Source organism: Streptomyces sp. NPDC005808, from assembly GCF_042871385.1.
In the GTDB taxonomy this organism is placed as follows: Bacteria; Actinomycetota; Actinomycetes; order Streptomycetales; family Streptomycetaceae; genus Streptomyces.
Map to the genome: position 1 here is coordinate 82,960 of NZ_JBIAIK010000020.1, position 22,574 is coordinate 105,533.

Here is a 22,574-nt window from a genome sequence, read left to right on the forward strand (position 1 = left end):
TCCCCTCGCCGAAAGGTGCTCAACCCGCCATGCCCGAGCTGGTGTTCTTCTCCGGAACGATGGACTGCGGGAAGTCCACGCTGGCTCTCCAGATCGAGCACAACCGTTCGGCGAGGGGCCTGCAGGGCATGATCTTCACGCGCGACGACCGCGCGGGCGAGGGCAAGCTCTCCTCACGCCTCGGACTGGTCACGGACGCGGTGGAGGTGGCGGACGAGCAGGACCTGTACGGGTACCTCGTCGACCACCTCTCCCGGGGCGGCCGCGCGGACTACGTGATCGCGGACGAGGCCCAGTTCCTGGCCCCCGCGCAGATCGACCAACTGGCGCGCGTGGTGGACGACCTGGGCGTCGACGTCTTCGCCTTCGGCATCACCACCGACTTCCGCTCCAAGCTCTTCCCCGGTTCCCAGCGCCTGGTCGAGCTGGCCGACCGCGTCGAGGTCCTCCAGGTCGAGGCCCTGTGCTGGTGCGGCGCGCGTGCCACGCACAACGCCCGCACGATAGGCGGCGAGATGGTCGTCGAGGGCGCCCAGGTGGTCGTCGGCGATGTCAACCAGGCCGAGGACATCGGGTACGAGGTGCTGTGCCGCCGGCACCACCGCCGTCGTATGACGGCCGCCACGGCGCACGCGGGCGCCCTGTCACCGGACGTGCTGCCGATGACCTCGGCCTGACGTCAGTCGACCGGCCGGCGCCCCGGCGCCCGGAGTCCGTTCACCGGACGCTGTGGATGACGGAGAACATCGCGCCCTCCGGATCCGCCACCGTGGCCACACGCCCGTACGACGAGTCGTGGGCGGCCTGGAGGACGTGCCCGCCGAGATCCGTGACACGGGTGACGGTGTCGTCCACGTCACCGGCCTCGAAGTACGTCATCCAGTGCGGGCCGCGGTCGCGGGGCAGGCCATGGCCGACACCGTGGATGCCGGCCACCGGGCGCCCTTCGAGGTGCAGGGTCACGTAGTCGAAGTCGGCCGAGACGACCGGCTCCAGCTCGTAACCGAAGACCCCTCGGTAGAACTTGATGACGCTCTCGGTGTCGCGGGTCACCAACTCGTTCCAGGTGGGCGTACCCGGTACGCCGGTGATGCCCGTGCCCAGATGGGCGGCCGTCTGCCAGATACCGAAGACGGCGCCCGTGGGGTCCGAGGCGATCGCCATACGGCCGGCCTCGCCGGCGTCCAGGGGGCCCACCCCCACGGTGCCGCCGCTGAGCCGTACCGTCTCGGCGGTCAGATCGACGTCGTCCGAGGCGAGATAAGGCGTCCAGGCGATGGGCAGATGCCGGTCGGGCGGCAACTGCCCGATGCCCGCCACCTCTTCGCCGTGCAGCAGGGCGCGCACGTACGGGCCGAGCTGGTGCGGGCCCGGCTGGAACTCCCAGCCGAACAGTGCTCCGTAGAAGTCCTGGGTCGTGGCCATCCCGTGCACCATCAGGCTCACCCAGCAGGGTGTGCCGGGCGTGTGCGGAGCGTCCGCTGCGCCGTTCAGGCCGGCCGACCCCCGTGCCTCGGTCATCGTCACTCTCTTCTCGGCCCCTCGCGGTGGCCGGTAACCTTCCGCCTACCCGCACGCGTACCGCAATCGCGTACCCATAAGTCCCGTGCCGATGTTTGCACCACCGGCAGCACCCTGCGTCCCGGCCGCGCCGTCGTGCGGCGGCCTGCGAGCGGAGGATGCCCGATGTGCAGTTTCCCGTCCGTTTCCGCACCATTGCGGCACGGTGTCCATCGGCTGTACAGCATGTACCCGATCCCATACGCCTCGTGATCGGACCTGCCCGGCGGAGCACAGTAGCCCGACATGGCCGACGCGGCCACCCCGTGCGCAAGGATGGTGCCCATGAACGCCATCATCTCCGCGCCCGAGCTGGCGAGCGACCTGGCCGGACCGAACCCTCCCGTCGTCCTCGATGTCCGCTGGCAGCTCGGTGGCCCGAGTCTGCGCTCCGATTACGAGAAGGCGCACATTCCAGGGGCCGTTTTTGTCGATCTGGATGCCGAACTCGCAGGTCCGGCGGGGGCCGGTGGCCGTCATCCGCTGCCCGATCCCGAAGTCTTCGGCGCGGCGATGCGTGCCGCCGGCGTCTCGGCGGACCGCGATGTCGTTGTGTACGACGGCGGGCTCGGCTGGGGCGCCGCGCGCGCCTGGTGGCTGCTGGGCTATACGGGTCATCCCTCGGTGCGCGTGCTTGACGGCGGACTCGCCGCCTGGAGCGGGCCGGTGTCGTCGGAGGTCCCGGCGCCCACCCCCGGAGACTTCGTGCCGGCGCCGGGCGCGCGTCCCCTGCTGGACGCGGACGGGGCGGCGGCGCTCGCCCGTACCGGACTGCTGCTCGATGCCAGGGCCGGTGAGCGGTACCGGGGCGAGGTCGAACCGATCGACCCGGTGGGCGGGCACATCCCCGGCGCCGTCTCCGCGCCGACCACCGAGAACGTCAGGGACGACGGACGGTTCCGGCCAGCCGCCGAGCTCGCCGACCGCTTCAAGTCCCTTGGCGCGACCGGTACTCCCGAGGTCGGCGTCTACTGCGGTTCGGGCGTCTCCGGTGCTCACGAGGTGCTGGCACTCGCGGTCGCGGGCATTCCGGCCGCGCTGTACGCGGGTTCCTGGTCGGAGTGGACACAGGACGGCAGCCGGCCGGTCGCGGTGGGACCTGACCCGCAGTAACAGCGAGGGGGCCCGCGTCAGGTCGGCGCGGGCCCCCTCGTCGTACGACTGATCAGTCCTGCTTCTTCCGCCGTGTCCCGAACACGATCTCGTCCCAACTCGGGACCGCCGCACGGCGGCCCGGGCGGACGCCGTCGGCCTCGGCCTGGCGGTCGGTCGAGCCGACGAGGCGGTCGCGGTGGCTGCCGACCGAGCGGGGCATGAGGACGTCCGCGTAGGCGGAACCGGCACCGGCGGAGGCCGCGGGGGCCGGCGGCTCCTCGGCCTCGGGCTCGGTGTCGGGTTCCTCCGTTTCGGGCAGCTCGGTGCCGGTGGGCCGCTCGGGCACCACCATGTCGCCCCGGAAGCTCGGCACCGCCTCCAGGAGGCTGGTGAGCGAGTCCCGCTCGGACTCCTCGACCGGCTCCGGCGACGGCGCGGGCAGACCCGGCCGCTCCGACTGCCGGTCCAGGGCGCGGTCCATCGGGCGGTCCCGGGGCAGCCGCGCGATCCGCGGCACGAACGGGAAGCTCGGCTCGGCGGCCGCCGACAGGTCGTCGGACTCGCCGATCAGTGAGCGTGCTTCGTCGTCGACGGCCTGGACGAGCCGCCGGGGCGGGTCGTACGTCCAGCTCGCCGAATGCGGCTCACCGGCGACCCGGTAGACCAGCAGTACTTCCCAGGTGCCGTCGTCACGACGCCACGAGTCCCACTGGGCGGTGTCCTTCTCGGCGCCGCGCAGCGTCAGCCGCTCCTGCACGGCTTCGCCGAGCTGGGGTCCGGCGTTCTCGCCGGGGCGGCGGACAGGGGTCTTCCTGGCGCGCTCGGCCATGAAGGCACGCTCGGCGAGGACGGGCCCCTCGAAGCGGCGCACACGGTCGACGGGGATTCCGGCGAGCTGTGCGACCTCCTCCGCGGAGGCGCCGGCACGTATACGTGCCTGGATGTCTCGGGGGCGGAGATGGCTCTCCACCTCGATCTCGATCTGGCCGAGGCGGGGACGGTCGCCGCGTACAGCGGCGCGCAGACGCTCGTCAATCGGAAGCGTGTACTCCGTGCTGTCCGCAGCCTTCAGCACCAGCCGTGTGCCGTCGTTAGAGACGGCCACGACACGCAGTTCCGGCATGAGGACCTCCCGGGTGGTGCCTGCCGACGTCACGTGCGTCGCTGCTTCCGCTAGTCGAGTGTGGCCTGCCCGGGTGCAGCCTGCCACAACCCTGCCGAGTTGCCCGGCGTGTCGGGCACGGGCCCGGGATCGCCGTTATGGCACGGTTACCTATTTGCAACGCTAAGTGACGAACTCCATCACCCTGTGCAACGAGCCCCCTCCCGGCGGTCCTGCAAGGCCCCGGACACCCTGGCGGGAGACCGGACCCAGGGCTCGCAAGAGTACTCCATTCGGGCCACTTGCGCGGATCGGCACACCACCCAACTTCGATCAGGGGGTGGTAGTTGGCCGGCGGGGGCGTTGTTTCTGTGACCACGAAAAGTGGCGCACTTCACGTAATCACCGCAAACGGAACTTATCGCTTCGCCTGTCCGTCCCTTTCAGTGTGGTCAGTTGATCAATCGGGTCGGGTCGATCAAGTTCGGGAAAGGCAGGCAAGGTCCGGGCATGCGTGAAAAGCCGGATGTCGGTGGGGAGTCGGGTGTCGATGAGGAGCTCAGCAAGAAGCCACTGGACCTGAGCGTGCCCCAAGTGGCGGGCAGCGCGGTGGCAGCGGTGGTCGCCGCGAAACTCGCCTCCTACTTCGGGGTCTACGGGACGATGCTGGGCGCGGGCCTGGTGAGCGTCGTCGCCACCTGCGGCGGCACGGTCTTCCAGCACTTCTTCAGGCGCACCGGCGAGCAGATACGCGAGGTGACGGTGCAGGCCAGGCCGAGGACTCAGCAGGTCCCGGCCGCGGGGGAGTTCACCGAGGGGACCGTCTACCGCGCGCGGGCCAGGAGCTGGAAGCGGCCGGTGGTCGCGGCGGCGCTCGTCTTCGGCGTCACCATGGCGGGCGTCACCACCTACGAACTGGTGTCGGGCCACAGCTTCAGCGGCGACAGCAGCGGCACGACGGTGGGCGACGCCCTCAAGGGGAGCGGCTCCAACTCCCCGTCGGCGCCGAGTACGCCTCCCGTGTCCAGTACGCCTCCCGCGTCCGGTGCGACGCCCTCGGTCGCCCCCTCCTCCGAGCAGCCGTCCGGCGACAGCAGCACGGGCGCCGCCGAGGGCGGGGACGGCGCCACGACGCCCGCACCGACGCCGAGTTCGAGTGCCACGCCGGAAACCGGGGGCGGCGCACAGCCCTCGGCTCCCAGCGGGACCGCTACGACCCCAGCACCCTCCGCAAGTAGTCGTTCCCAAAGCGCCGATCCGGGTCAAGCCGATCCCGCAGCGCAGTGAACTCATCGAAGCGCGGATAGACGCCGGCGAAGTACTCGGCGTCGCGGGTGTGCACCTTGCCCCAGTGCGGCCGCCCCTCGTGCGCCGTGAGGATCCGCTCGGCGGCGGTGAAATACGCCTGATAGGGGGTGCCCTTGAACATATGGACGGCGATGTACGCGCTCTCCCGCCCCGACGCCGTCGAAAGCGTGATGTCGTCCGCGGGCGCCGTGCGTACCTCGACGGGGAAGCTGACCCGCAGGGAAGACCGGTCGACCATCGTCTTCAGCTCGCGCAGCGTCTCGACGAGGGCCTCGCGCGGAACGGCGTACTCCATCTCCACGAAGCGCACCCGGCGCGGCGAAGTGAAGACCTTGTAGGGAATGTCGGTGTAGGTGCGCGCGGACAGCGCGCGGCTGGAGATCTTCGCGATCGTCGGGATGGTGGCGGGCACCGCGCGGCCGACCAGATTGGCCGCGTGGAAGACGCCGTTGGAGAGGAACTCGTCCTCGATCCAGCCGTTGATCCGCGACACGGGCTTCTCGGGTCCCGCGCTGCGGTTGTTGCGCTTGGTGTTGCAGTTGCCGGTGTGCGGGAACCAGTAGAACTCGAAGTGCTCGTTCTCGGTGAACAGTTCGTCGAAGTCGGCGGTGACCTTGTCGAAGGTCATCGGCTCCTCGCGGGCCGTGAGCAGAAAAACGGGCTCTACGGAGAGAGTGATCGCGGTGATGATCCCCAGGGCGCCGATTCCGATCCGGGCGGCCGCGAAGACTTCGGGGTTCTCCTTCTCGGAGCAGGAGATGACCGAGCCGTCGGCCGTGACCAGCTCAAGGCCCTTGATCTGGGCGGCGATCGAGGCGGAGTCGCGCCCGGTGCCGTGCGTTCCGGTGCTGACCGCGCCGGAAACCGTCTGCTCCATGATGTCGCCCATGTTGGTGAGCGACAGTCCCTCGCGGGCGAGAGCGAGGTTGAGACGCTTGAGCGGGGTGCCCGCCTCCACGGTGACGGTGCCGGCTTCGCGGTCGATCCTGCGGATGCCGGTCAGCAGTTGAGGGCGGATCAGTACGCCGTCGGTCGCGGCGGCGGCCGTGAAGGAGTGCCCGGTGCCGACGGCCTTCACCTTCAGGCCGTCCTCGGCGGCACTGCGCACGGCCGCGGAGAGTTCCTCGACGGAGGCGGGAGTGACCTCTCGTGCCGGACGGGCGGTGACCGTGCCCGCCCAGTTACGCCACGTTCCGCTCTTCCCGTTCGCTGTGCTGCTCATGGGTCCCTCCCTGATGCGGAACCGGCCTGTTCAGCCGGCGATACCCGAGGAAACCGACCGCGACCGCGACGGCCCCGGCCACCGCCGGAACCCCGTACCCGGCCTTCGCACCGGCGGCGTCGATCACCCAGCCGGCCACGGAGGAACCGAGCGCCACCCCGACCGCGAGCCCGGTGCTGATCCAGGTCATGCCCTCGGTCAGTTTCGCGCGTGGTACGTGCTGTTCGATGAGGGACATCGTGGTGATCATCGTGGGAGCGATGGACAGGCCCGCAACGAACAGCGCCACGGCCAGGAACGGCAAGTTTCCGACCAGTAGGAGGGGGATCATACTCACGGCCATCGCACATACGCCCAGCAGCCACCGGCGTTCGGGGGCCCCCTTGAAGTGCAGCAGCCCGAACACCGCTCCCGCCGTACAGGAGCCCGCCGCGTACAGAGCGAGGACGACGCTCGCCGCGGCCTTGTGGCCCTGCTCCTCGGCGAAGGCCACCGTGACCACGTCGACGGCCCCGAAGATCGCTCCGGTCGCCACGAAGGTGACCACCAGAACCTGGAGCCCGGCCGAGGCCATCGCCGAACCGCCCTTGTCGTGCTCGCGCGGATGAGGCACCGGTTCGGTGCCGCGCTGGGCCGTCAGCCAGAAGACGCCGACGGCGAGGAAGCAGGCGGCGAGCAGCGGCCCGGCCTCCGGGAACCACACCGTGGACAGCCCGATGGAGATGATCGGCCCGAAGATGAAGCAGATCTCGTCCACCACGGACTCGAAGGAGTACGCGGTGTGCAGCTGCGGAGTGCCCCGGTAGAGGGCGGCCCAACGGGCCCTGATCATCGCGCCGATGCTCGGTACGCAGCCGATGCCGGCCGAACAGACGAACAGCACCCAGTCCGGCCACCCGAACTTCGCCGCGAGCAGCAGTCCCGCGGCCGCGGACAGCGCGAACAGCGTCACGGGACGCAGCACCCGCCGCTGCCCGTGCCGGTCCACCAGCCGGGAGACCTGCGGGCCCAGCGCCGCGGCGGCCAGCGCCATCGTCGCCGAGAGCGCACCCGCGAGCCCGTACCGCCCGGTGAGCTGGGAGATCATCGTGACCACGCCGATGCCCATCATCGACAGCGGCATCCGGCCGAGGAAGCCCGCGGCGGAGAAGCCCCTGGAGCCGGGGGCGGCGAACAGGGCGCGGTACGGGCTGGGCAAGGCGGAACTCCGGTCGGCTCGGCTCGGCCGCCCGGTCACCACGGGCGGCCTGAACACCGGTAAGGCGTGAATCTGGCCGATACAGCTTACGGGTCAGGTGACCCTAACGCACTCCCACGGACGCTCTTCCGGTGGCCGTTGTCCGCCTGTCACCGACGGATGGCAGGATCGAAGGCATGCCAGACGTGCTCGATGCCACCCCCTACGACGCCCTGCTCCTGCTCTCGTTCGGCGGCCCGGAAGGACCGGACGACGTGGTCCCGTTCCTGGAGAACGTGACACGGGGGCGCGGAATCCCCAAGGAACGGCTCAAGGAGGTGGGTCAGCACTACTTCCTGTTCGGCGGGGTCAGCCCCATCAACGACCAGAACCGCGCCCTGCTCGACGCACTCCGGAAGGACTTCGCCGACCACGGCCTGGACCTGCCCGTCTACTGGGGCAACCGCAACTGGGCCCCGTACCTGACCGACACCCTGCGTGAGCTGGTCGCCGACGGCCGGCGCCGCGTCCTGGTCCTCGCCACCAGCGCGTACGCCTCGTACTCGGGCTGCCGCCAGTACCGCGAGAACCTCGCCGAGGCTCTGGCCACGCTTGAGGCCGAGGGCCTGGACCTGCCGAAGGTCGACAAACTGCGGCACTACTTCAACCACCCCGGCTTCGTACGCCCCATGGTCGACGGCGTGCTGAAGTCCCTGGCCGAGCTCCCCGGGGACGTACGGGAGGGTGCGCACCTCGCCTTCACGACGCACTCGATCCCGGATGCCGCCGCCGACACCTCGGGGCCCGTCGAGGACCACGGCGACGGCGGCGCGTACGTCGAGCAGCATCTGGACGTCGCCCGGCTGATCGTCGACGCCGTGCGCGAGGAGACCGGCATCGACCACCCCTGGCAGCTCGTCTACCAGTCGCGCTCCGGCGCCCCGCACATCCCGTGGCTTGAGCCCGACATCTGCGACCACCTGGAGGAGTCGCACGGCGCCGGTGTCCCGGCCGTCGTGATGGCGCCCATCGGGTTCGTGTCGGACCACATGGAGGTGCTGTACGACCTCGACACGGAGGCCACCGCCAAGGCGGCGGAGCTGGGCCTGCCGGTGCGCCGCTCGGCCACCGTGGGCGCCGACCCGCGGTTCGCCGCGGCGATCCGTGAACTCGTTGTGGAGCGCGCCGCGACCGAGAGCGGACGGCAGGTGACACCCTGCGCCCTGGGTGCTCTCGGCGCGAGTCACGACCTGTGCCCGGCGGGCTGTTGCCCGGCCCGTGCCCCGAAGCCCGCCGCCGCGGGCGCCGACAGCCCGTACGCCTGAGGAGCCCCGTGATCGAGCCCCTGCACACCGCACTGCTCCAGCTCGCCCACCAGGCCGCCCGTAGCGCCGGTGAGCTGCTGCGGGACGGACGTCCGGCGGTCCTCACGGTCGCCGCGACCAAGTCCAGCCCCATCGATGTCGTCACCGAGATGGACATCGCCGCCGAGAAACTGATCACCGACCTGATCACCCAGCACCGCCCCGCCGACGGCTTCCTCGGTGAGGAGGGCGCCGCCACGGAGGGCACCAGCGGCATCCGCTGGGTCATCGACCCGCTCGACGGCACGGTCAACTACCTGTACGGGCTGCCGACCTGGGCGGTGTCCATCGCCGCCGAACAGGACGGCGAGACCGTCGTCGGAGTCGTCGCAGCACCGATGCGCGGCGAGACCTACCACGCGGTACGCGGCCGGGGCGCCCGGGCCACCGGAGCCTGGGTCGGCGAGCGCCGACTGAACTGCCGTCCGTCGCCGTCCCTGGACCAGGCCCTGGTCTCCACCGGCTTCAACTACGTGACCGAGGTCAAGACCCACCAGGCCGACGTCGCCCAGCGGTTGATCCCGCTGCTCCGTGACATCCGGCGCTCCGGCTCGGCGGCGGTCGACCTGTGCGACGTCGCCGCGGGCCGTCTCGACGGCTACTACGAACGGGGGCTCCACCCCTGGGATCTCGCGGCGGGCGACCTGATCGCCCGTGAGGCGGGCGCCCTGACCGGTGGGCGCCCCGGTGAGCGCCCCGGAGGCGATCTGGCGGTGGCCGCCTCCCCGGGCGTCTTCGAGCCCCTCCAGCGGCTCCTGGAGGAGTTCGGCGCCTGGCACGACTGACGGCGCGTACAACTGCGCGGCCGACCGCGCGTACGGAGCGGGCGGAAACGGAGCGGGGCCCCGGCACTGGATCGATGCCGGGGCCCGCTCTCGTACGAAGGAAGATCTGGTGAAGAGCTGAGACGAAGAACTGCAGAGCCGAAATCGGGAACTGATCAGACGCGTGCCGCGCCGACCTGTACACCGTGCTCGGCGGCGAGGCGGTGGAGGTCGTCGAGCTCGGCCTGCTCGACCTCCGCGAGGAAGTCGTCGCCTGTCTCGCGAGCCCGCGTCAGGTCGGACTCGGTAGCCCTTATACGCTGCAGAAGTCCTGCGGTGAATGCGTCCATGCTGCGCCCCCTCGTCCTGGGTCGTGGGTCGGTGGCACGGGGGTGTGCCGTTCGGAAGGGGCGATCACGTCTCCAAGGGGTGCCCAGCGCTGCCCGGCTGGGCGGCGACGGTGCCGGACACCCACGCCCGCTCTGCGGAAAGCGGTTGGACCTACCACAAGGTGGCTTGCCACAAGCAGAGCGTGATCGCGGGATGTAAAGCTGTCGTCCCCCCGCACCCTTCCGTGGAAACCTCAACCGCACGAGAAAATCTGGCATTCCCGCCCGCTCTCCCCGTCTTACAGCCGACTTATGGCCGAAAAGGGCAGGATGGAGGCCTTACCCCACGACAGGCCCTGCCCGCGTGCGCCGAAGAGGCGCTGCGCGAGCGGACAGAGGAAGGACAAGCGACGTGCGCGTACTCGTCGTCGAGGACGAGCAGCTGCTCGCCGATGCGGTGGCCACCGGACTGCGCCGGGAGGCCATGGCCGTCGACGTCGTGTACGACGGCGCGGCCGCCCTGGAGCGCGTCGGAGTCAACGACTACGACGTGGTGGTACTCGACCGCGACCTCCCCCTCGTGCACGGCGACGACGTCTGCCGCAAGATCGTCGAGCTAGGCATGCCCACGCGCGTGCTGATGCTGACCGCTTCCGGCGACGTCAGCGACCGTGTCGAGGGCCTGGAGATCGGCGCGGACGACTACCTCCCCAAGCCGTTCGCGTTCAGCGAGCTGACGGCACGCGTGCGTGCCCTGGGACGTCGTACCAGCCTGCCGCTGCCGCCGGTCCTGGAGCGCGCCGGGATCAAGCTCGACCCCAACCGCCGCGAGGTCTTCCGTGACGGCAAGGAAGTCCAGCTCGCGCCCAAGGAGTTCGCCGTCCTGGAGGTGCTGCTGCGCAGCGAGGGCGCGGTCGTCTCGGCCGAGCAGCTCCTGGAGAAGGCCTGGGACGAGAACACGGACCCGTTCACCAATGTCGTACGGGTCACGGTCATGACCCTGCGCCGCAAGCTCGGCGAGCCCCCCGTGATCGTCACCGTGCCCGGTTCCGGTTACCGGATCTGATCCACCGTGACCACGACCCCCGCGCCTCCCACGGCGCCTCCGAAGCCGACGTGGGACCCCAGACGGGTGGAGACTCCGTTCCCCTGGCTGAGGCCCACCATCCGGATAAGGCTGACGCTGCTGTACGGCGGCATGTTCCTGATCGCCGGCATCATGCTGCTGTCGATCATCTACCTGCTCGCGGCGCAGGCGTTGAACACCGGTGCAGAGCCTCTCTTCAAGATTGTCAGCGGGACCGATATCAAGGTCGCCAGCGACAACTGCCCCGCGGTCAACGCAGGCAACCAGACGCTCGCAGAGTTCAACGCCTCGATCAGCGCCTGCATCGACCACCAGCGCCAGGCAGCCCTGGACAACCTGCTCAGCCGCTCCCTGCTCGCCCTGCTCGGCCTCGCCATCATCGCCTTCGCCTTCGGCTACGCGATGGCGGGCCGGGTGCTCGCGCCGCTCGGCCGGATCACCCGCACCGCGCGCGCGGTGGCGGGCTCGGACCTCTCCCGGCGGATCGAACTGGACGGCCCGGACGACGAGTTGAAGGAGCTGGCGGACACCTTCGACGACATGCTGGAGCGGCTCCAGCGAGCCTTCACCGCGCAGCAGCGCTTCGTGGGCAACGCCTCGCACGAGCTGCGGACGCCGCTGGCGATCAACCGCACGCTTCTCGAGGTGCACCTCTCGGATCCCGCGGCGCCGGCGGAACTGCAACAGCTCGGCAAAACCCTGCTCGCCACCAACGAGCGCAGTGAGCAGCTCGTCGAGGGCCTGCTGCTGCTTGCCCGCAGTGACAACCAGATCGTCGAGCGCAAGCCCGTGGATCTCGCCGAGGTCGCTTCACAGGCCGTCGACCAGGTGCGCGCCGAGGCGGCCGCCAAGGGCGTCGAGATCCGCGCGGAGTGTGCGCCGGCGGTCGTCCAGGGCAACGGCGTCCTCCTTGAGCGGATCGCCCTGAACCTCGTCCAGAACGCCGCCCGGTACAACGTGCCGGAGGACGGCTGGGTCGAGGTCACGACCCAGGTTCAGCACGGTCAGGCGGTCCTGGTGGTGTCGAACACAGGTCCGGTCGTTCCCGCGTACGAGGTCGATAATCTTTTCGAGCCCTTCCGGCGGCTGCGTACAGAGCGCACAGGTAGCGACAAGGGCGTGGGCCTCGGCCTGTCGATCGCCCGGTCGGTGGCCCGTGCGCACCGGGGGCATATCCTCGCTCAGCCGCGCGAAGGAGGTGGGCTCGTGATGCGAGTCACCCTGCCGATCTGAGACCATGTCGCCCACACGCGAGGATGTTCGCTTTGCGCGGAATTTCCTGGGCGCACGTCCGGGAGTCTCGTGTGTGATCGATCACAAGGGCGAATTTCCAGCCATCTACTCTCCGTGATCAAGAAGGCTGCCGCAGAGCCGGGAACATCCGGGTTTTCGGGGGTCCAGATCACGGGAAGTACACGGTGGACGCCTTTGAAGTGCGGCCTTCGGACCGTGTACGGTCCGCATCGCCATCCAAGCCGATCACTCTTGAGGAGTCCGGTTGGGTGTCGATTGAGTAACAGACCTTGATGTGAGGCAAAATCTCCGCCTCGGGTCGGGCACAAGTCCGGCCTCTCACGCGTTACGTGCGCTGAGACACCGCAGACACCCAGAGGGGGAGAGCGACATGGCAACGGATTACGACACCCCACGCAAGACCGACGACGACGTCGATTCGGACAGCCTTGAAGAACTGAAGGCTCGCCGGAACGACAAGTCGACGTCGTCTGTCGACGTGGATGAGTTCGAGGCCGCAGAGGGCCTGGAGCTGCCCGGCGCGGACCTCTCGAACGAGGAGCTGGCCGTCCGGGTCCTGCCCAAGCAGCAGGACGAGTTCACTTGCATGAGCTGCTTCCTGGTGCACCACCGCAGCCAGCTGGCCCGAGAGAAGAACGGCCAGCCGATCTGCCGCGACTGCGACTGAGGCGGGGTCGGCCGTGACTGGCTCGACCCCTCCCTGGAAGCGCCGCTCCTCCGGACGGGGAGCGGACGAAGGGCCGTCAGACGGCCCTGAAGGCGTGCGTGACGACGAGCGGGGCTCTTCCCGACCAGGATCAGCCTCGCTCGACCGGCCGCCCGCCACGGCGTCGGCAGGGGCTTCGGCGCCCACCGGCGAACTGGTGCCCGTGGACACCCCGGCGCCCGCGGCCAAGCGCCGTGCGGCCGCCGTCCGTGACGGCGTCAAGGAAGGCGTTCGCAAGGGCAGAACCAGGGCGAGCGCAGGCCTGTCCTACCTCGCAGACCGCATCATCGACATCGCGCCGCGTATCCCTGTCCGGGACCTCGCGACCCTCCGTCGGCAGTTCCCCGGCCTGACCGCGGAGCAGCTCGCCGACAAGCTCGTCGCGGGCGCGGCCAACGCGACGTCCGCGGTGGGCGCCGGCATCGGCGCGGCCGCCATGCTTCCGGTGCCGCCCGCGATGCCCACGGAGATCGCCGCCGAGATCACCGGCGTCGCCGCGATCGAGCTGAAGCTGATCGCCGAACTGCACGAGGTGTACGGCGTCCGGCCGCCCGGGAACCTGACGCAGCGCAGTACCGGCTATCTGAACTCCTGGTCCACCGAGCGCGGGATCGACGTGACGAAGGTGGCGTCGCTCAACGCCGCGCTGGGCGGCCCCATGAAGCGTCAGCTACGCCAGCAGATCATGAAACGCATGGTCCGGGACCTGCCCAACCTGATGCCGTTCATGGTCGGCGCGGCGGTCGGAGCGGTCATGAACCGCCGCGACACCAGACGCCTCGCGGAGCACATCCGCAAGGACCTGCGTAAGTCCCAGGTGCCGTGGGACGCCCTTCCGGAGCTCCCGCCGCTCGACGCACCCGCCGACCCCCTGCGGATGGGGGAGATCCCCAAGGAGCTCGGGAACTGAGCCCGCCCTGCCTGTCCTGTCCGCCCTGAGGCGACCAGGTCCCTACGCCGTTGCCCGTGCGGCTTCCAGCGCCGCCGCCAGGCGCTCCGGCTCGCGGGTCGACAGGTACAGGTACGGCGTCGGGTCTGCGGGGTCGGTGACCTCGACCTTCAGGGCAGTGGGGATGTAGGCGCGCAGCAGCATGAAGGCACGGGTGTCCGCCTTGAACGTGCGCCAGGCGCGCGCCTCCTCCTGGTCCAGGGTCACGGCATCGCCGAGGGCCGCGACCGGGATCTTCGCGTCGCCCGCGATCAGGGAGTCGCCCACGACCCGGATGCGGATCGAGCCGTACGAACTCGTCACGACCGCCGCGACCGCGGTGCCGCCGACCAGACCGCCCAGCAGCGGCAGCGCACCGAACGGGAGGAAGATCAGGGCCATCGAGACCCCCACCAGGAAGCAGACCAGCCACCAGGTTCGGGGCGCGTTGAGGCGTTCTTCGTAGGGGGTGGCGGAGAGCTGCATGTGGTCAAGCTTGGCACGGGGCGTCTGCCGGCTTGACGCGCGGGTAAGGTCTGCGGCTGTGAGTCGTACTTCCGCAGCTCTGAAGCCTCCCGCCGACGCCGTCATGCCGGTGCGGCACCCCGACGCACCCCCGGCCGGTGAACTCCTCGGCGCGCACTACGGGGAGTGTTTCGGATGCGGCGAGGGACAGACCCATGGGCTGCACCTCGAAGCACGTGCGGGCGAGGGGGTCCGGATCACGGCGGAGTTCACCGTGCGGGCCGCCCACCAGGGTGCCCCCGGTCTCGCGCACGGCGGGGTGCTCGCCACCGCACTCGACGAGACGCTCGGCTCGCTGAACTGGCTGCTGCGGACCATCGCGGTGACGGGACGGCTGGAGACGGACTTCGTACGGCCCGTGCCCGTCGGCACCGTGCTGTACCTGGAGGCTGCGGTCACCGCGGTGGCCGGGCGCAAGATCTACTCGACCGCGACCGGACGGATCGGCGGCCCCGAGGGGCCCGTCGCCGTCCGCGCCGACGCCCTCTTCATCGAGGTGAAGGTCGACCACTTCATCGACAACGGCCGCCAGGAGGAGATCCAGGTGGCCATGAACGACCCCGACCAGGCCCGGCGCGCACGCGCCTTCGAGGTGAACCCGTGACCCGTAACCCAGTGGACGTGCTGATCAGGCGCGTCGACCCGGAAGTCCCGCTTCCCGAGTACGCGCACCCCGGTGACGCGGGAGCGGATCTGCGTACCACCGAGAGATGTGAACTGGAACCGGGTGAACGAGTCGTTCTGCCCACGGGAGTGTCTGTCGCGCTGCCCGAGGGGTACGCGGCCTTCGTACACCCCCGTTCCGGGCTGGCCGCCCGCTGCGGTGTCGCCCTCGTGAATGCCCCGGGGACGGTGGATGCCGGGTACCGTGGGGAGATCAAGGTGATCGTGGTGAATCTCGACCCGCGCGAGTCAGTGCGGTTCGAGCGCTTCGACCGGATTGCCCAACTGGTCGTCCAGCAGGTCGAGAAGGTCCGCTTCCAGGAGGTCGCGGAGCTTCCCGACTCGGTGCGGGCCGCAGGGGGCTTCGGGTCCACCGGCGGTCATGCCGCCGTGGGCGGCGGGGCGGGTGGGAATCGATACGCTTCGGTCGTATCCGACCGGGAAGGACAGTGACGTGTTCGGACGTCGCAAGAAGGGCAGTGCCGCCGAGGACGCGGCGGGCGAGGCCGAGCAGGTCGTCGACGACGTCGACACTGAGGCGGACGGGACGGACCGGGAGCGGGTGAGGCTCGAGCCCGAGCCGCGGCCCGACGGACCCTGGGACGACTCGGAGGTGCGCGACCCCGCCGAGGGCCGTGTCGACCTGGGCGGCATTCTGGTGCCCGGAGTCGACGGCATGGAGCTGCGGGTGGAGGTCGCGGGCGACGCGATCGTCGCGGCCACCGTCGTCCTGAAGGACAGTGCCATCCAGTTGCAGGCCTTCGCCGCTCCCAAGCGTGAGGGCATCTGGGGCGAGGTGCGTGAGGAGATCGCCTCCGGCATCACCCAGCAGGGCGGTGTCATCGACGAGGTCGAGGGCCCGCTGGGCTGGGAGCTGCGCGCGCAGGTTCCGGTGCAGCTGCCGGACGGCACGGGCGGTTTCCAGGTCGTACGGTTCGTCGGCGTGGACGGCCCCCGTTGGTTCCTGCGCGGAGTGATCTCCGGACAGGGCGCGGTACAGCCACAGGCCGCGGGTCTGCTTGAGCAGATCTTCCGGGACACGGTCGTCGTGCGTGGTGAGGGTCCGATGGCCCCCCGCGACCCGATCGTCCTGAAGCTGCCGAACGACGCGCAGATGGTGCCCGAGGGTGTCCAGCAGGAGGAGCAGGCCGGGTCCCGCTTCTCCGGCGGCATGGGGCAGTTGCAGCGCGGACCGGAGACCACCGAGGTTCGCTAGCCACTTTCGGCATACGAGTCGGGCCGTATCCCCAGCAGGGGGTGCGGCCCTTTCGTATGCCCGAGCCCTCCTCACCGAAGGGCGGTTGAGCTGCAGGTGCTTCGGCAGGTCTTGACGGAAAGTTGGTCTGGACCTATGGTCCCGGCCAACGCGTGTGTTCAGTCCCCAGTGTGTCGTTCACATATGAGAACGGATCCCGTCACATGCCTGAAACCCCCACAGTCCGTCTCCGCAGACGCCGCCCGGCCTTCCTCGTCACCGTCGCCACGACCGCCGCCCTGGTCGCCGCGCTCCTCTCCCTGCCCGGCACCCAGCAGAAGGCCGAAGCCGCGCCCGCCACCTTCGTGCATCCCGGAGTCGGCGTCTCCAGGGGGCAGCTGGACTTCGCCCGCACCCAGGTACTCGCCGGCGCCCAGCCCTGGAAGGCCGCGTACGACCAGATGCTGGCGAGCAAGTACGCCTCGCTGACGCGCACCCCCCTTCCGCGCTCGGTCGTCGAGTGCGGCTCGTACTCGAACCCCAACAACGGCTGCACGGACGAGCGTGAGGACGCGATAGCCGCGTACACGACGGCTCTCGCCTGGTACATCACCCGCGATGTCCGCTACGCGCAGAAGTCCATCCAGCTGATGGACGCCTGGTCGGCCACGATCACCGACCACACCAACAGCAACGCGCCTCTGCAGACCGGCTGGGCCGGCTCCTCGTGGACCAAGGCCGCCGAGATCATCAAGTACACGTACACCAGCACCTGGACCAACTCCGCGCGCTTCGGGACCATGCTGCGCAACGTCTACCTGCCCGAGATCATCAACGGCTCCAATTCCAACGGGAACTGGGAGCTGACGATGATGGAGGCCGCCATCGGCATCTCCGTCTTCCTCGAGGACAAGGCGGTGTGGGACTCCGCCATGGCGAAGTTCCGTACGCGTACGGCCGCCTACATCTACCTCTCCTCCGACGGCGCCGTACCGAAGACCGTGCCGAGCCAGAACCTCGACACCACGGCCAAGATCGTCGCCTACTGGCAGGGGCAGTCGACCTTCACCACCGGCCTCAGCCAGGAGACGTGCCGCGACTTCGTGCACACCGGGTACGGCATCTCCTCCATCTCGCACGTCGCGGAGACCAGTCGTATCCAGGGCATCGACCTGTACACCACCGACGTGGGTGAGCGGCTGCGTCAGGCGCTCGGCTTCCACGCCAAGTACCAGCTGGGCGAGGCGGTGCCGAGTTCGCTGTGCGGTGGGTCCCTCACTCTCGGGCTCGGACCGGTCACCGAGGTCGGCTACAACGCCATGCACAACCGCCTCGGCTATGGCATGACCAACACCCAGAACCTGACCCTGCAGAGCCGCCCGGCCGGCACCAACAACCTGTTCGTGGCCTGGGAGACCCTGACCCAGGGGGACAACCTCAGCTGATGCACGGGGACGACCTCAGCTGAACCGTCCCGCGGCCGGGTGCCCACCAGCGACACGGGTGCCCGGCCATCAGGGTTGCGTCAAAACGCCCGCCGTCCAGCCTCCCGTCCCTTTTGCCGGGATTATTGGCCGTAAGGTCGACGCTGCGTACACAGCGGTGACGGGAAGACAATAGGGGCCATGGGACGCGGCAAGCTTCGGATCTACCTGGGCGCGGCGCCGGGCGTCGGCAAGACGTACGCGATGCTCTCCGAGGCGCACCGGCGCGTCGAGCGGGGCACCGACTGTGTGGTCGCGTTCGTCGAGCACCACCATCGCGCGCGTACCGAGGTGATGCTGCACGGCCTGGAGCAGGTCCCGCGCACGGAACTGGAGTACCGAGGCTCCGTCTTCACCGAGATGGACGTGGACGCCGTACTGGCCCGGCACCCCCAGGTCGCCCTCGTCGACGAGCTTGCCCACACCAACGTCCCCGGCTCGCGTAACGCCAAGCGCTGGCAGGACGTGCAGGAGCTGCTCGCGGCCGGGATCGACGTCGTCTCGACGGTCAACATCCAGCATCTCGAGTCGCTGGGCGATGTGGTGGAGTCGATCACGGGTGTACGGCAGCGGGAAACCGTTCCGGACGAGGTGGTCCGGCGGGCGGATCAGATAGAGCTGATCGACATGTCGCCCCAGGCGCTGCGGCGGCGGATGGCGCACGGAAACATCTACAAGTCCGACAAGGTCGACGCGGCGCTGTCGAACTACTTCCGTCCCGGCAATCTCACCGCTCTGCGCGAACTGGCGCTGCTCTGGGTGGCGGACCGGGTCGACGAGTACCTCACCGAGTACCGCACTGATCACAGCGTGAAGAAGATCTGGGGTTCGAGGGAGCGGATCGTGGTGGGGCTGACGGGCGGTCCGGAGGGGCGGACCCTGATCCGGCGTGCGGCACGCCTCGCGGAGAAGGGAGCGGGCGGCGAGGTGCTGGCCGTGTACATCGCCCGCAGCGACGGGCTGACCTCCGCCTCGCCCAAGGAGCTGGCCGTCCAGCGCACTCTGGCCGAGGATCTCGGCGGCACCTTCCACCACGTGGTCGGGGACGACATCCCCGCCGCCCTGCTGGACTTCGCGCGGGGCGTCAACGCCACGCAGATCGTGCTCGGCTCCTCACGCCGAAAGACCTGGCAGTACGTGTTCGGGCCGGGCGTCGGCGCCACGGTCGCCCGCGAATCGGGCTCCGACCTGGACGTGCACATCGTCACGCACGACGAGGCGGGCAAGGGGCGGGGGTTGCCGGTGGCGCGCGGCGCGAGGCTGGGGCGTTCCCGGATCATCTGGGGCTGGCTCGTCGGCGTGGCCGGTCCGGTGGTCCTCGCGCTCTTCCTGAACACGGTGGATCTGGGCCTCGCCAACGACATGCTGTTGTTCCTGGCGTTGACGGTGGGGGCGGCTCTGCTCGGCGGCCTGTATCCGGCGCTCGCCTCGGCGGCCCTGGGTTCCCTGCTGCTGAACTACTACTACACGCCCCCGCTGCACCGGCTGACGATCGCCGATCCGAAGAACATCGTGGCCATCACGATCTTCTTCGGGGTCGCCGTGTCAGTGGCGTCGGTGGTGGATCTGGCGGCCCGGCGCACGCACCAGGCGGCCCGTCTGCGTGCCGAGTCGGAGATTCTCTCGTTCCTGGCGGGCAGTGTGCTGCGGGGCGAGAACAGCCTGGAGGCGCTGTTGGAGCGAGTCCGGGAGACGTTCGGGATGGAGTCGGTGGCGCTGCTGGAGCGGGAGAGTGACGTCGATCCGTGGACCTGCGCGGGGAGCGTGGGCCCGAGGCCGTGCGTGCGCCCCGAGGAGGCGGACGTGGACATCCCGGTGGGCGACCACCTGGCGCTCGCGCTGTCCGGGCGGGTACTGCCGGCCTCGGACCGCCGGGTCCTGGCTGCCTTCGCCGCGCAGGCCGCGGTGGTCCTGGACAGGCAGCGTCTTCAGCACGAGGCCGACCAGGCCAAGGAGCTGGCCGAGGGCAACCGCATCCGCACGGCCTTGCTGGCGGCGGTGAGCCACGACCTCCGTACTCCCCTGGCCGGGATCAAGGCGGCGGTCTCCTCCCTGCGGTCGGACGACGTGGCCTGGTCGGAGGAGGATGAGGCGGAACTCCTCATGGGCATCGAGGACGGCGCGGACCGCCTCGACCACCTGGTGGGCAACCTGCTGGACATGTCCCGTCTCCAGACCGGCACGGTCTCTCCGCTGGTCCGCGAGATCGACCTCGACGAGGTGGTCCCGATGGCGCTCGGCGGCGTACCCGAGGACAGCGTCGAGCTGGACATCCCGGAGAGCCTGCCGATGATCGCCGTCGACGCGGGGCTGCTGGAGCGGGCTGTCGCCAACCTCGTCGAGAACGCCGTCAAGTACAGTCCCGCCGACGAACTCGTCCTGGTGTCGGCGAGCGCCATGGCCGACCGGGTGGAGATGCGGGTCGTGGACCGCGGCCCGGGCGTCCCCGACGAGGCCAAGGACCGCATCTTCGAGCCCTTCCAGCGCTACGGCGACGCCCCGCGCGGCGCCGGTGTGGGCCTCGGCCTCGCCGTCGCCCGCGGCTTCGCGGAGGCGATGGGCGGCACACTGAACGCCGAGGACACCCCCGGCGGCGGACTCACCATGGTGCTCACACTCCGGGCGGTGCCCGGCCGCCCCGACCTGAGCACCGCTGTGTCAACACCTGCGTCAACACCAGCAGCAGCAGCGAATGCATCAGCACCGGCAGCAGATGCGTCAGCACCAGCGACAGATGCGTCGGTACCACCAGATGCGTCGGCACCATCAGCAGAAAGGCAGGCCTCATGACCCGGGTCCTCGTGGTCGATGACGAGCCCCAGATCACGCGAGCCCTCGTCATCAACCTGAAGGCACGCAAGTACGAGGTCGACGCGGCCCCCGACGGCGCCACCGCGCTCCAGCTCGCCGCCGCCCGGCACCCCGACGTCATCGTGCTCGACCTCGGCCTGCCCGACATGGACGGCGTCGAGGTGATCAGGGGGCTGCGCGGCTGGACCCGGGTGCCCATCCTGGTGCTCTCCGCCCGGCACTCCTCCGACGAGAAGGTCGAGGCGCTCGACGCGGGCGCCGACGACTACGTCACCAAGCCCTTCGGCATGGACGAGCTGCTGGCCCGGCTGCGCGCCGCCGTCCGCCGCGCGGAGCCCACCGGGGGCGGCGAGGACGACGTGATCGTCGAGACCGAGGACTTCACCGTCGACCTGGCCGCCAAGAAGGTCAACCGCGACGGTCGCGATGTGCGCCTGACCCCCACGGAGTGGCACCTCCTGGAGGTCCTGGTGCGCAACACCGGCCGCCTGGTCAGCCAGAAGCAGCTGCTCCAGGAGGTCTGGGGGCCGTCGTACGGCACGGAGACGAACTACCTGCGGGTCTACATGGCGCAGCTGCGCCGCAAGCTGGAGGTGGACCCCTCGCACCCGCGGCACTTCATCACGGAGCCGGGGATGGGATACCGGTTCGAACGCTGACCCTCGGGGGTACGGTCGAACCCCGGCCCTCGGGATGCGTTCGAACGCCGACCCTCGTGGGTACGAGGCCTTCAGCGCCCCCGGTACGCTTTCGGTATGAGTGCTGTTCCGCGTTCCGAAAAGTCTGTGGGCCGGTTCCGGCGCATGCTGGACAGGCTCTCCTCGTCCCAGGAGGACCTGGAGTCCGAGGAGCTGCGCGAGGACTCCGAGACCGCGGGCTGCACGCGTATCGGCGACTGCCACGACCGGCAGATCGTGACGGTTACTGGTACCTTGCGCACGGTCACTCTGCGTCCGCGCGCCGGAGTCCCGGCCCTGGAGGCCGAGCTGTTCGACGGCTCGGCGGCCCTGGACGTGGTGTGGCTCGGACGGCGCTCCATCGTGGGCATCGAGCCAGGGCGCAAACTCATCGCATCGGGCCGCGTCTCCATGAGCCGGGGCCGTAGGGTGCTGTTCAACCCGAAGTACGAACTCAGACCGCGTGGACGGGAGTAGCCGGTGACGTCGCTCGACAAGCCGACCGAAGACCCCCAGCAGGACTCGAGGGCGGTGACGGAGGCCGCGCTCTTCGAGGCGTTCGGCGGTGTGCGGGGCATGGTCGAGACCGTCGTGCCCGGCCTCCTCTTCGTCACCATCTTCACGATCAACAAGGACCTGCATTCGGCGGCCATCGCAGCCCTCGCCATGTCCGTGCTGCTCGTCGTGGTCCGCCTGGCCATGAAGGACACCGTCAAGCACGCCTTCAGCGGCGTCTTCGGCGTCGCCTTCGGCGTGGTCTTCGCGATGATGACGGGCAACGCGAAGGACTTCTACCTGCCGGGCATGCTCTACACGCTCGGCCTGGCCCTCGCCTACATCGTCACCACCCTCGCGGGCGTCCCCCTGATCGGCCTGATGCTCGGCCCGGTCTTCAAGGAGAACCTCTCCTGGCGCACCCGCAACCCCGGCCGCAAGAAGGCGTACGCGAAGGCCAGTTGGGCCTGGGGACTGATCCTGCTGGCCAAGTGCGCCATCCTCTTCCCGCTCTACTGGTGGGGCGACACCACCCAGTTCGGCTGGGTCCTGATCGCCCTGAAGATCCCGCCCTTCCTGCTCGCCGTCTGGCTCACCTGGGTCTTCCTCGCGAAGGCGCCGGCGCCGATCGACGTGTTCGCCGAGATGGAGGCCGAGGAGAAGGCGGAGAACGAGCGCAAGGCCGCACTGGCACAGGAGCGCGGCGACACCGCGCCGACCAGCCACCGCCGGGAGGCGTGAGCACTTCCGCCGGTACGAGGATTCAGCCGGTACGAGGATTTCAGCCGGTACGAGGATGGGGGCGCCCGGAGATCTCCGGGCGCCCCC

The 22,574-nt window shown here is 69.8% G+C and carries 23 protein-coding genes; 17 read left to right on the top strand and 6 right to left on the bottom strand.

What is annotated here, in order from left to right; translation table 11 throughout:
* Positions 1–29: 29 nt before the first annotated feature.
* Positions 30–677 carry a thymidine kinase gene (locus ACFYPC_RS32885; RefSeq protein ID WP_384376445.1) on the top strand — a complete coding sequence of 216 codons (648 nt, stop codon included), beginning with the start codon at positions 30–32 and terminating at the stop codon, positions 675–677.
* A 40-nt stretch (positions 678–717) separates the two neighbouring features.
* Here the strand turns inward: ACFYPC_RS32885 and ACFYPC_RS32890 are convergent, their stop codons facing one another.
* Positions 718–1,521, bottom strand: a complete 804-nt coding sequence (locus tag ACFYPC_RS32890; protein WP_391890257.1) for a VOC family protein — start codon at positions 1,519–1,521, stop codon at positions 718–720.
* A 324-nt stretch (positions 1,522–1,845) separates the two neighbouring features.
* Between ACFYPC_RS32890 and ACFYPC_RS32895 the strand changes: the two genes are divergently transcribed.
* Positions 1,846–2,673: a sulfurtransferase gene (locus ACFYPC_RS32895; protein WP_391890260.1), complete on the top strand. Its 828-nt coding sequence runs from the start codon at positions 1,846–1,848 to the stop codon at positions 2,671–2,673.
* A 52-nt stretch (positions 2,674–2,725) separates the two neighbouring features.
* On the opposite strand, the gene sepH is transcribed toward ACFYPC_RS32895, so the two are convergent.
* A complete protein-coding gene (sepH, locus tag ACFYPC_RS32900) occupies positions 2,726–3,778 on the bottom strand; it encodes a septation protein SepH (RefSeq protein ID WP_391890263.1) in 1,053 nt (350 codons plus the stop codon).
* A gap of 489 nt (positions 3,779–4,267) precedes the next feature.
* Here sepH and ACFYPC_RS32905 point away from each other — a divergent pair, with 489 nt between their 5' ends.
* The gene (locus tag ACFYPC_RS32905; RefSeq protein ID WP_391890266.1) at positions 4,268–5,044 is read left to right on the top strand and encodes a hypothetical protein; all 777 of its coding nucleotides are present in this window, start codon (positions 4,268–4,270) and stop codon (positions 5,042–5,044) included.
* On the opposite strand, the gene ACFYPC_RS32910 is transcribed toward ACFYPC_RS32905, so the two are convergent.
* Complete coding sequence (locus tag ACFYPC_RS32910; protein ID WP_391890269.1) at positions 4,968–6,287, bottom strand: D-arabinono-1,4-lactone oxidase; 1,320 nt, start codon at positions 6,285–6,287, stop codon at positions 4,968–4,970. The genes ACFYPC_RS32905 and ACFYPC_RS32910 overlap by 77 nt on opposite strands.
* Positions 6,247–7,485, bottom strand: a complete 1,239-nt coding sequence (locus tag ACFYPC_RS32915) for an MFS transporter (protein ID WP_391890272.1) — start codon at positions 7,483–7,485, stop codon at positions 6,247–6,249. The genes ACFYPC_RS32910 and ACFYPC_RS32915 overlap by 41 nt, the downstream gene beginning before the upstream one ends.
* 176 nt (positions 7,486–7,661) lie before the next feature.
* Between ACFYPC_RS32915 and ACFYPC_RS32920 the strand changes: the two genes are divergently transcribed.
* Together ACFYPC_RS32920 and ACFYPC_RS32925 are read left to right on the top strand one after the other, a co-directional pair.
* The gene (locus tag ACFYPC_RS32920; protein ID WP_391890275.1) at positions 7,662–8,789 is read left to right on the top strand and encodes a ferrochelatase; all 1,128 of its coding nucleotides are present in this window, start codon (positions 7,662–7,664) and stop codon (positions 8,787–8,789) included.
* Between the two features lie 8 nt (positions 8,790–8,797).
* Positions 8,798–9,613 carry an inositol monophosphatase family protein gene (locus ACFYPC_RS32925; RefSeq protein ID WP_391890278.1) on the top strand — a complete coding sequence of 272 codons (816 nt, stop codon included), beginning with the start codon at positions 8,798–8,800 and terminating at the stop codon, positions 9,611–9,613.
* Between the two features lie 155 nt (positions 9,614–9,768).
* Here the strand turns inward: ACFYPC_RS32925 and ACFYPC_RS32930 are convergent, their stop codons facing one another.
* On the bottom strand, positions 9,769–9,942 hold the full coding sequence (locus ACFYPC_RS32930; protein ID WP_391890281.1) for a hypothetical protein: 174 nt from the start codon (positions 9,940–9,942) through the stop codon (positions 9,769–9,771).
* Positions 9,943–10,333: 391 nt separating this feature from the next.
* Here ACFYPC_RS32930 and ACFYPC_RS32935 point away from each other — a divergent pair, with 391 nt between their 5' ends.
* The 4 genes from ACFYPC_RS32935 to ACFYPC_RS32950 all read left to right on the top strand — a co-directional run bounded on the left by ACFYPC_RS32935 (position 10,334) and on the right by ACFYPC_RS32950 (position 13,878).
* The gene (locus tag ACFYPC_RS32935; protein WP_365426214.1) at positions 10,334–10,987 is read left to right on the top strand and encodes a response regulator transcription factor; all 654 of its coding nucleotides are present in this window, start codon (positions 10,334–10,336) and stop codon (positions 10,985–10,987) included.
* Positions 10,988–10,993: 6 nt separating this feature from the next.
* Positions 10,994–12,241 carry a sensor histidine kinase gene (locus ACFYPC_RS32940; RefSeq protein ID WP_391890284.1) on the top strand — a complete coding sequence of 416 codons (1,248 nt, stop codon included), beginning with the start codon at positions 10,994–10,996 and terminating at the stop codon, positions 12,239–12,241.
* 391 nt (positions 12,242–12,632) lie between these two features.
* The gene (locus tag ACFYPC_RS32945; protein WP_003997302.1) at positions 12,633–12,929 is read left to right on the top strand and encodes a DUF4193 domain-containing protein; all 297 of its coding nucleotides are present in this window, start codon (positions 12,633–12,635) and stop codon (positions 12,927–12,929) included.
* 13 nt (positions 12,930–12,942) lie between these two features.
* Positions 12,943–13,878 (top strand): hypothetical protein, encoded by a 936-nt coding sequence (locus tag ACFYPC_RS32950; RefSeq protein ID WP_391890287.1) that lies wholly within the window; start codon positions 12,943–12,945, stop codon positions 13,876–13,878.
* Positions 13,879–13,920: 42 nt separating this feature from the next.
* On the opposite strand, the gene ACFYPC_RS32955 is transcribed toward ACFYPC_RS32950, so the two are convergent.
* Positions 13,921–14,382 carry a DUF3093 domain-containing protein gene (locus ACFYPC_RS32955; RefSeq protein ID WP_391890290.1) on the bottom strand — a complete coding sequence of 154 codons (462 nt, stop codon included), beginning with the start codon at positions 14,380–14,382 and terminating at the stop codon, positions 13,921–13,923.
* A gap of 58 nt (positions 14,383–14,440) precedes the next feature.
* On the opposite strand from ACFYPC_RS32955, the gene ACFYPC_RS32960 reads away from it, so the two are divergent.
* From ACFYPC_RS32960 to ACFYPC_RS32995, 8 genes are all read left to right on the top strand, one after another.
* On the top strand, positions 14,441–15,025 hold the full coding sequence (locus tag ACFYPC_RS32960; RefSeq protein WP_391890293.1) for a PaaI family thioesterase: 585 nt from the start codon (positions 14,441–14,443) through the stop codon (positions 15,023–15,025).
* The gene (gene dut / locus ACFYPC_RS32965) at positions 15,022–15,537 is read left to right on the top strand and encodes a dUTP diphosphatase (protein WP_391890296.1); all 516 of its coding nucleotides are present in this window, start codon (positions 15,022–15,024) and stop codon (positions 15,535–15,537) included. The genes ACFYPC_RS32960 and dut overlap by 4 nt, the downstream gene beginning before the upstream one ends.
* Before the next feature lies 1 nt (position 15,538).
* Positions 15,539–16,300, top strand: a complete 762-nt coding sequence (locus ACFYPC_RS32970) for a DUF3710 domain-containing protein (protein WP_391890299.1) — start codon at positions 15,539–15,541, stop codon at positions 16,298–16,300.
* A gap of 203 nt (positions 16,301–16,503) precedes the next feature.
* On the top strand, positions 16,504–17,724 hold the full coding sequence (locus ACFYPC_RS32975; protein ID WP_391890302.1) for an alginate lyase family protein: 1,221 nt from the start codon (positions 16,504–16,506) through the stop codon (positions 17,722–17,724).
* Between the two features lie 180 nt (positions 17,725–17,904).
* Positions 17,905–20,553 carry an ATP-binding protein gene (locus ACFYPC_RS32980; protein WP_391890305.1) on the top strand — a complete coding sequence of 883 codons (2,649 nt, stop codon included), beginning with the start codon at positions 17,905–17,907 and terminating at the stop codon, positions 20,551–20,553.
* On the top strand, positions 20,550–21,233 hold the full coding sequence (locus ACFYPC_RS32985) for a response regulator (protein WP_391890308.1): 684 nt from the start codon (positions 20,550–20,552) through the stop codon (positions 21,231–21,233). The genes ACFYPC_RS32980 and ACFYPC_RS32985 overlap by 4 nt, the downstream gene beginning before the upstream one ends.
* 96 nt (positions 21,234–21,329) lie before the next feature.
* Positions 21,330–21,728, top strand: a complete 399-nt coding sequence (locus ACFYPC_RS32990; protein WP_391890311.1) for an OB-fold nucleic acid binding domain-containing protein — start codon at positions 21,330–21,332, stop codon at positions 21,726–21,728.
* Between the two features lie 3 nt (positions 21,729–21,731).
* Positions 21,732–22,487: a DUF3159 domain-containing protein gene (locus tag ACFYPC_RS32995; RefSeq protein WP_391890314.1), complete on the top strand. Its 756-nt coding sequence runs from the start codon at positions 21,732–21,734 to the stop codon at positions 22,485–22,487.
* Positions 22,488–22,574 lie beyond the last annotated feature (87 nt).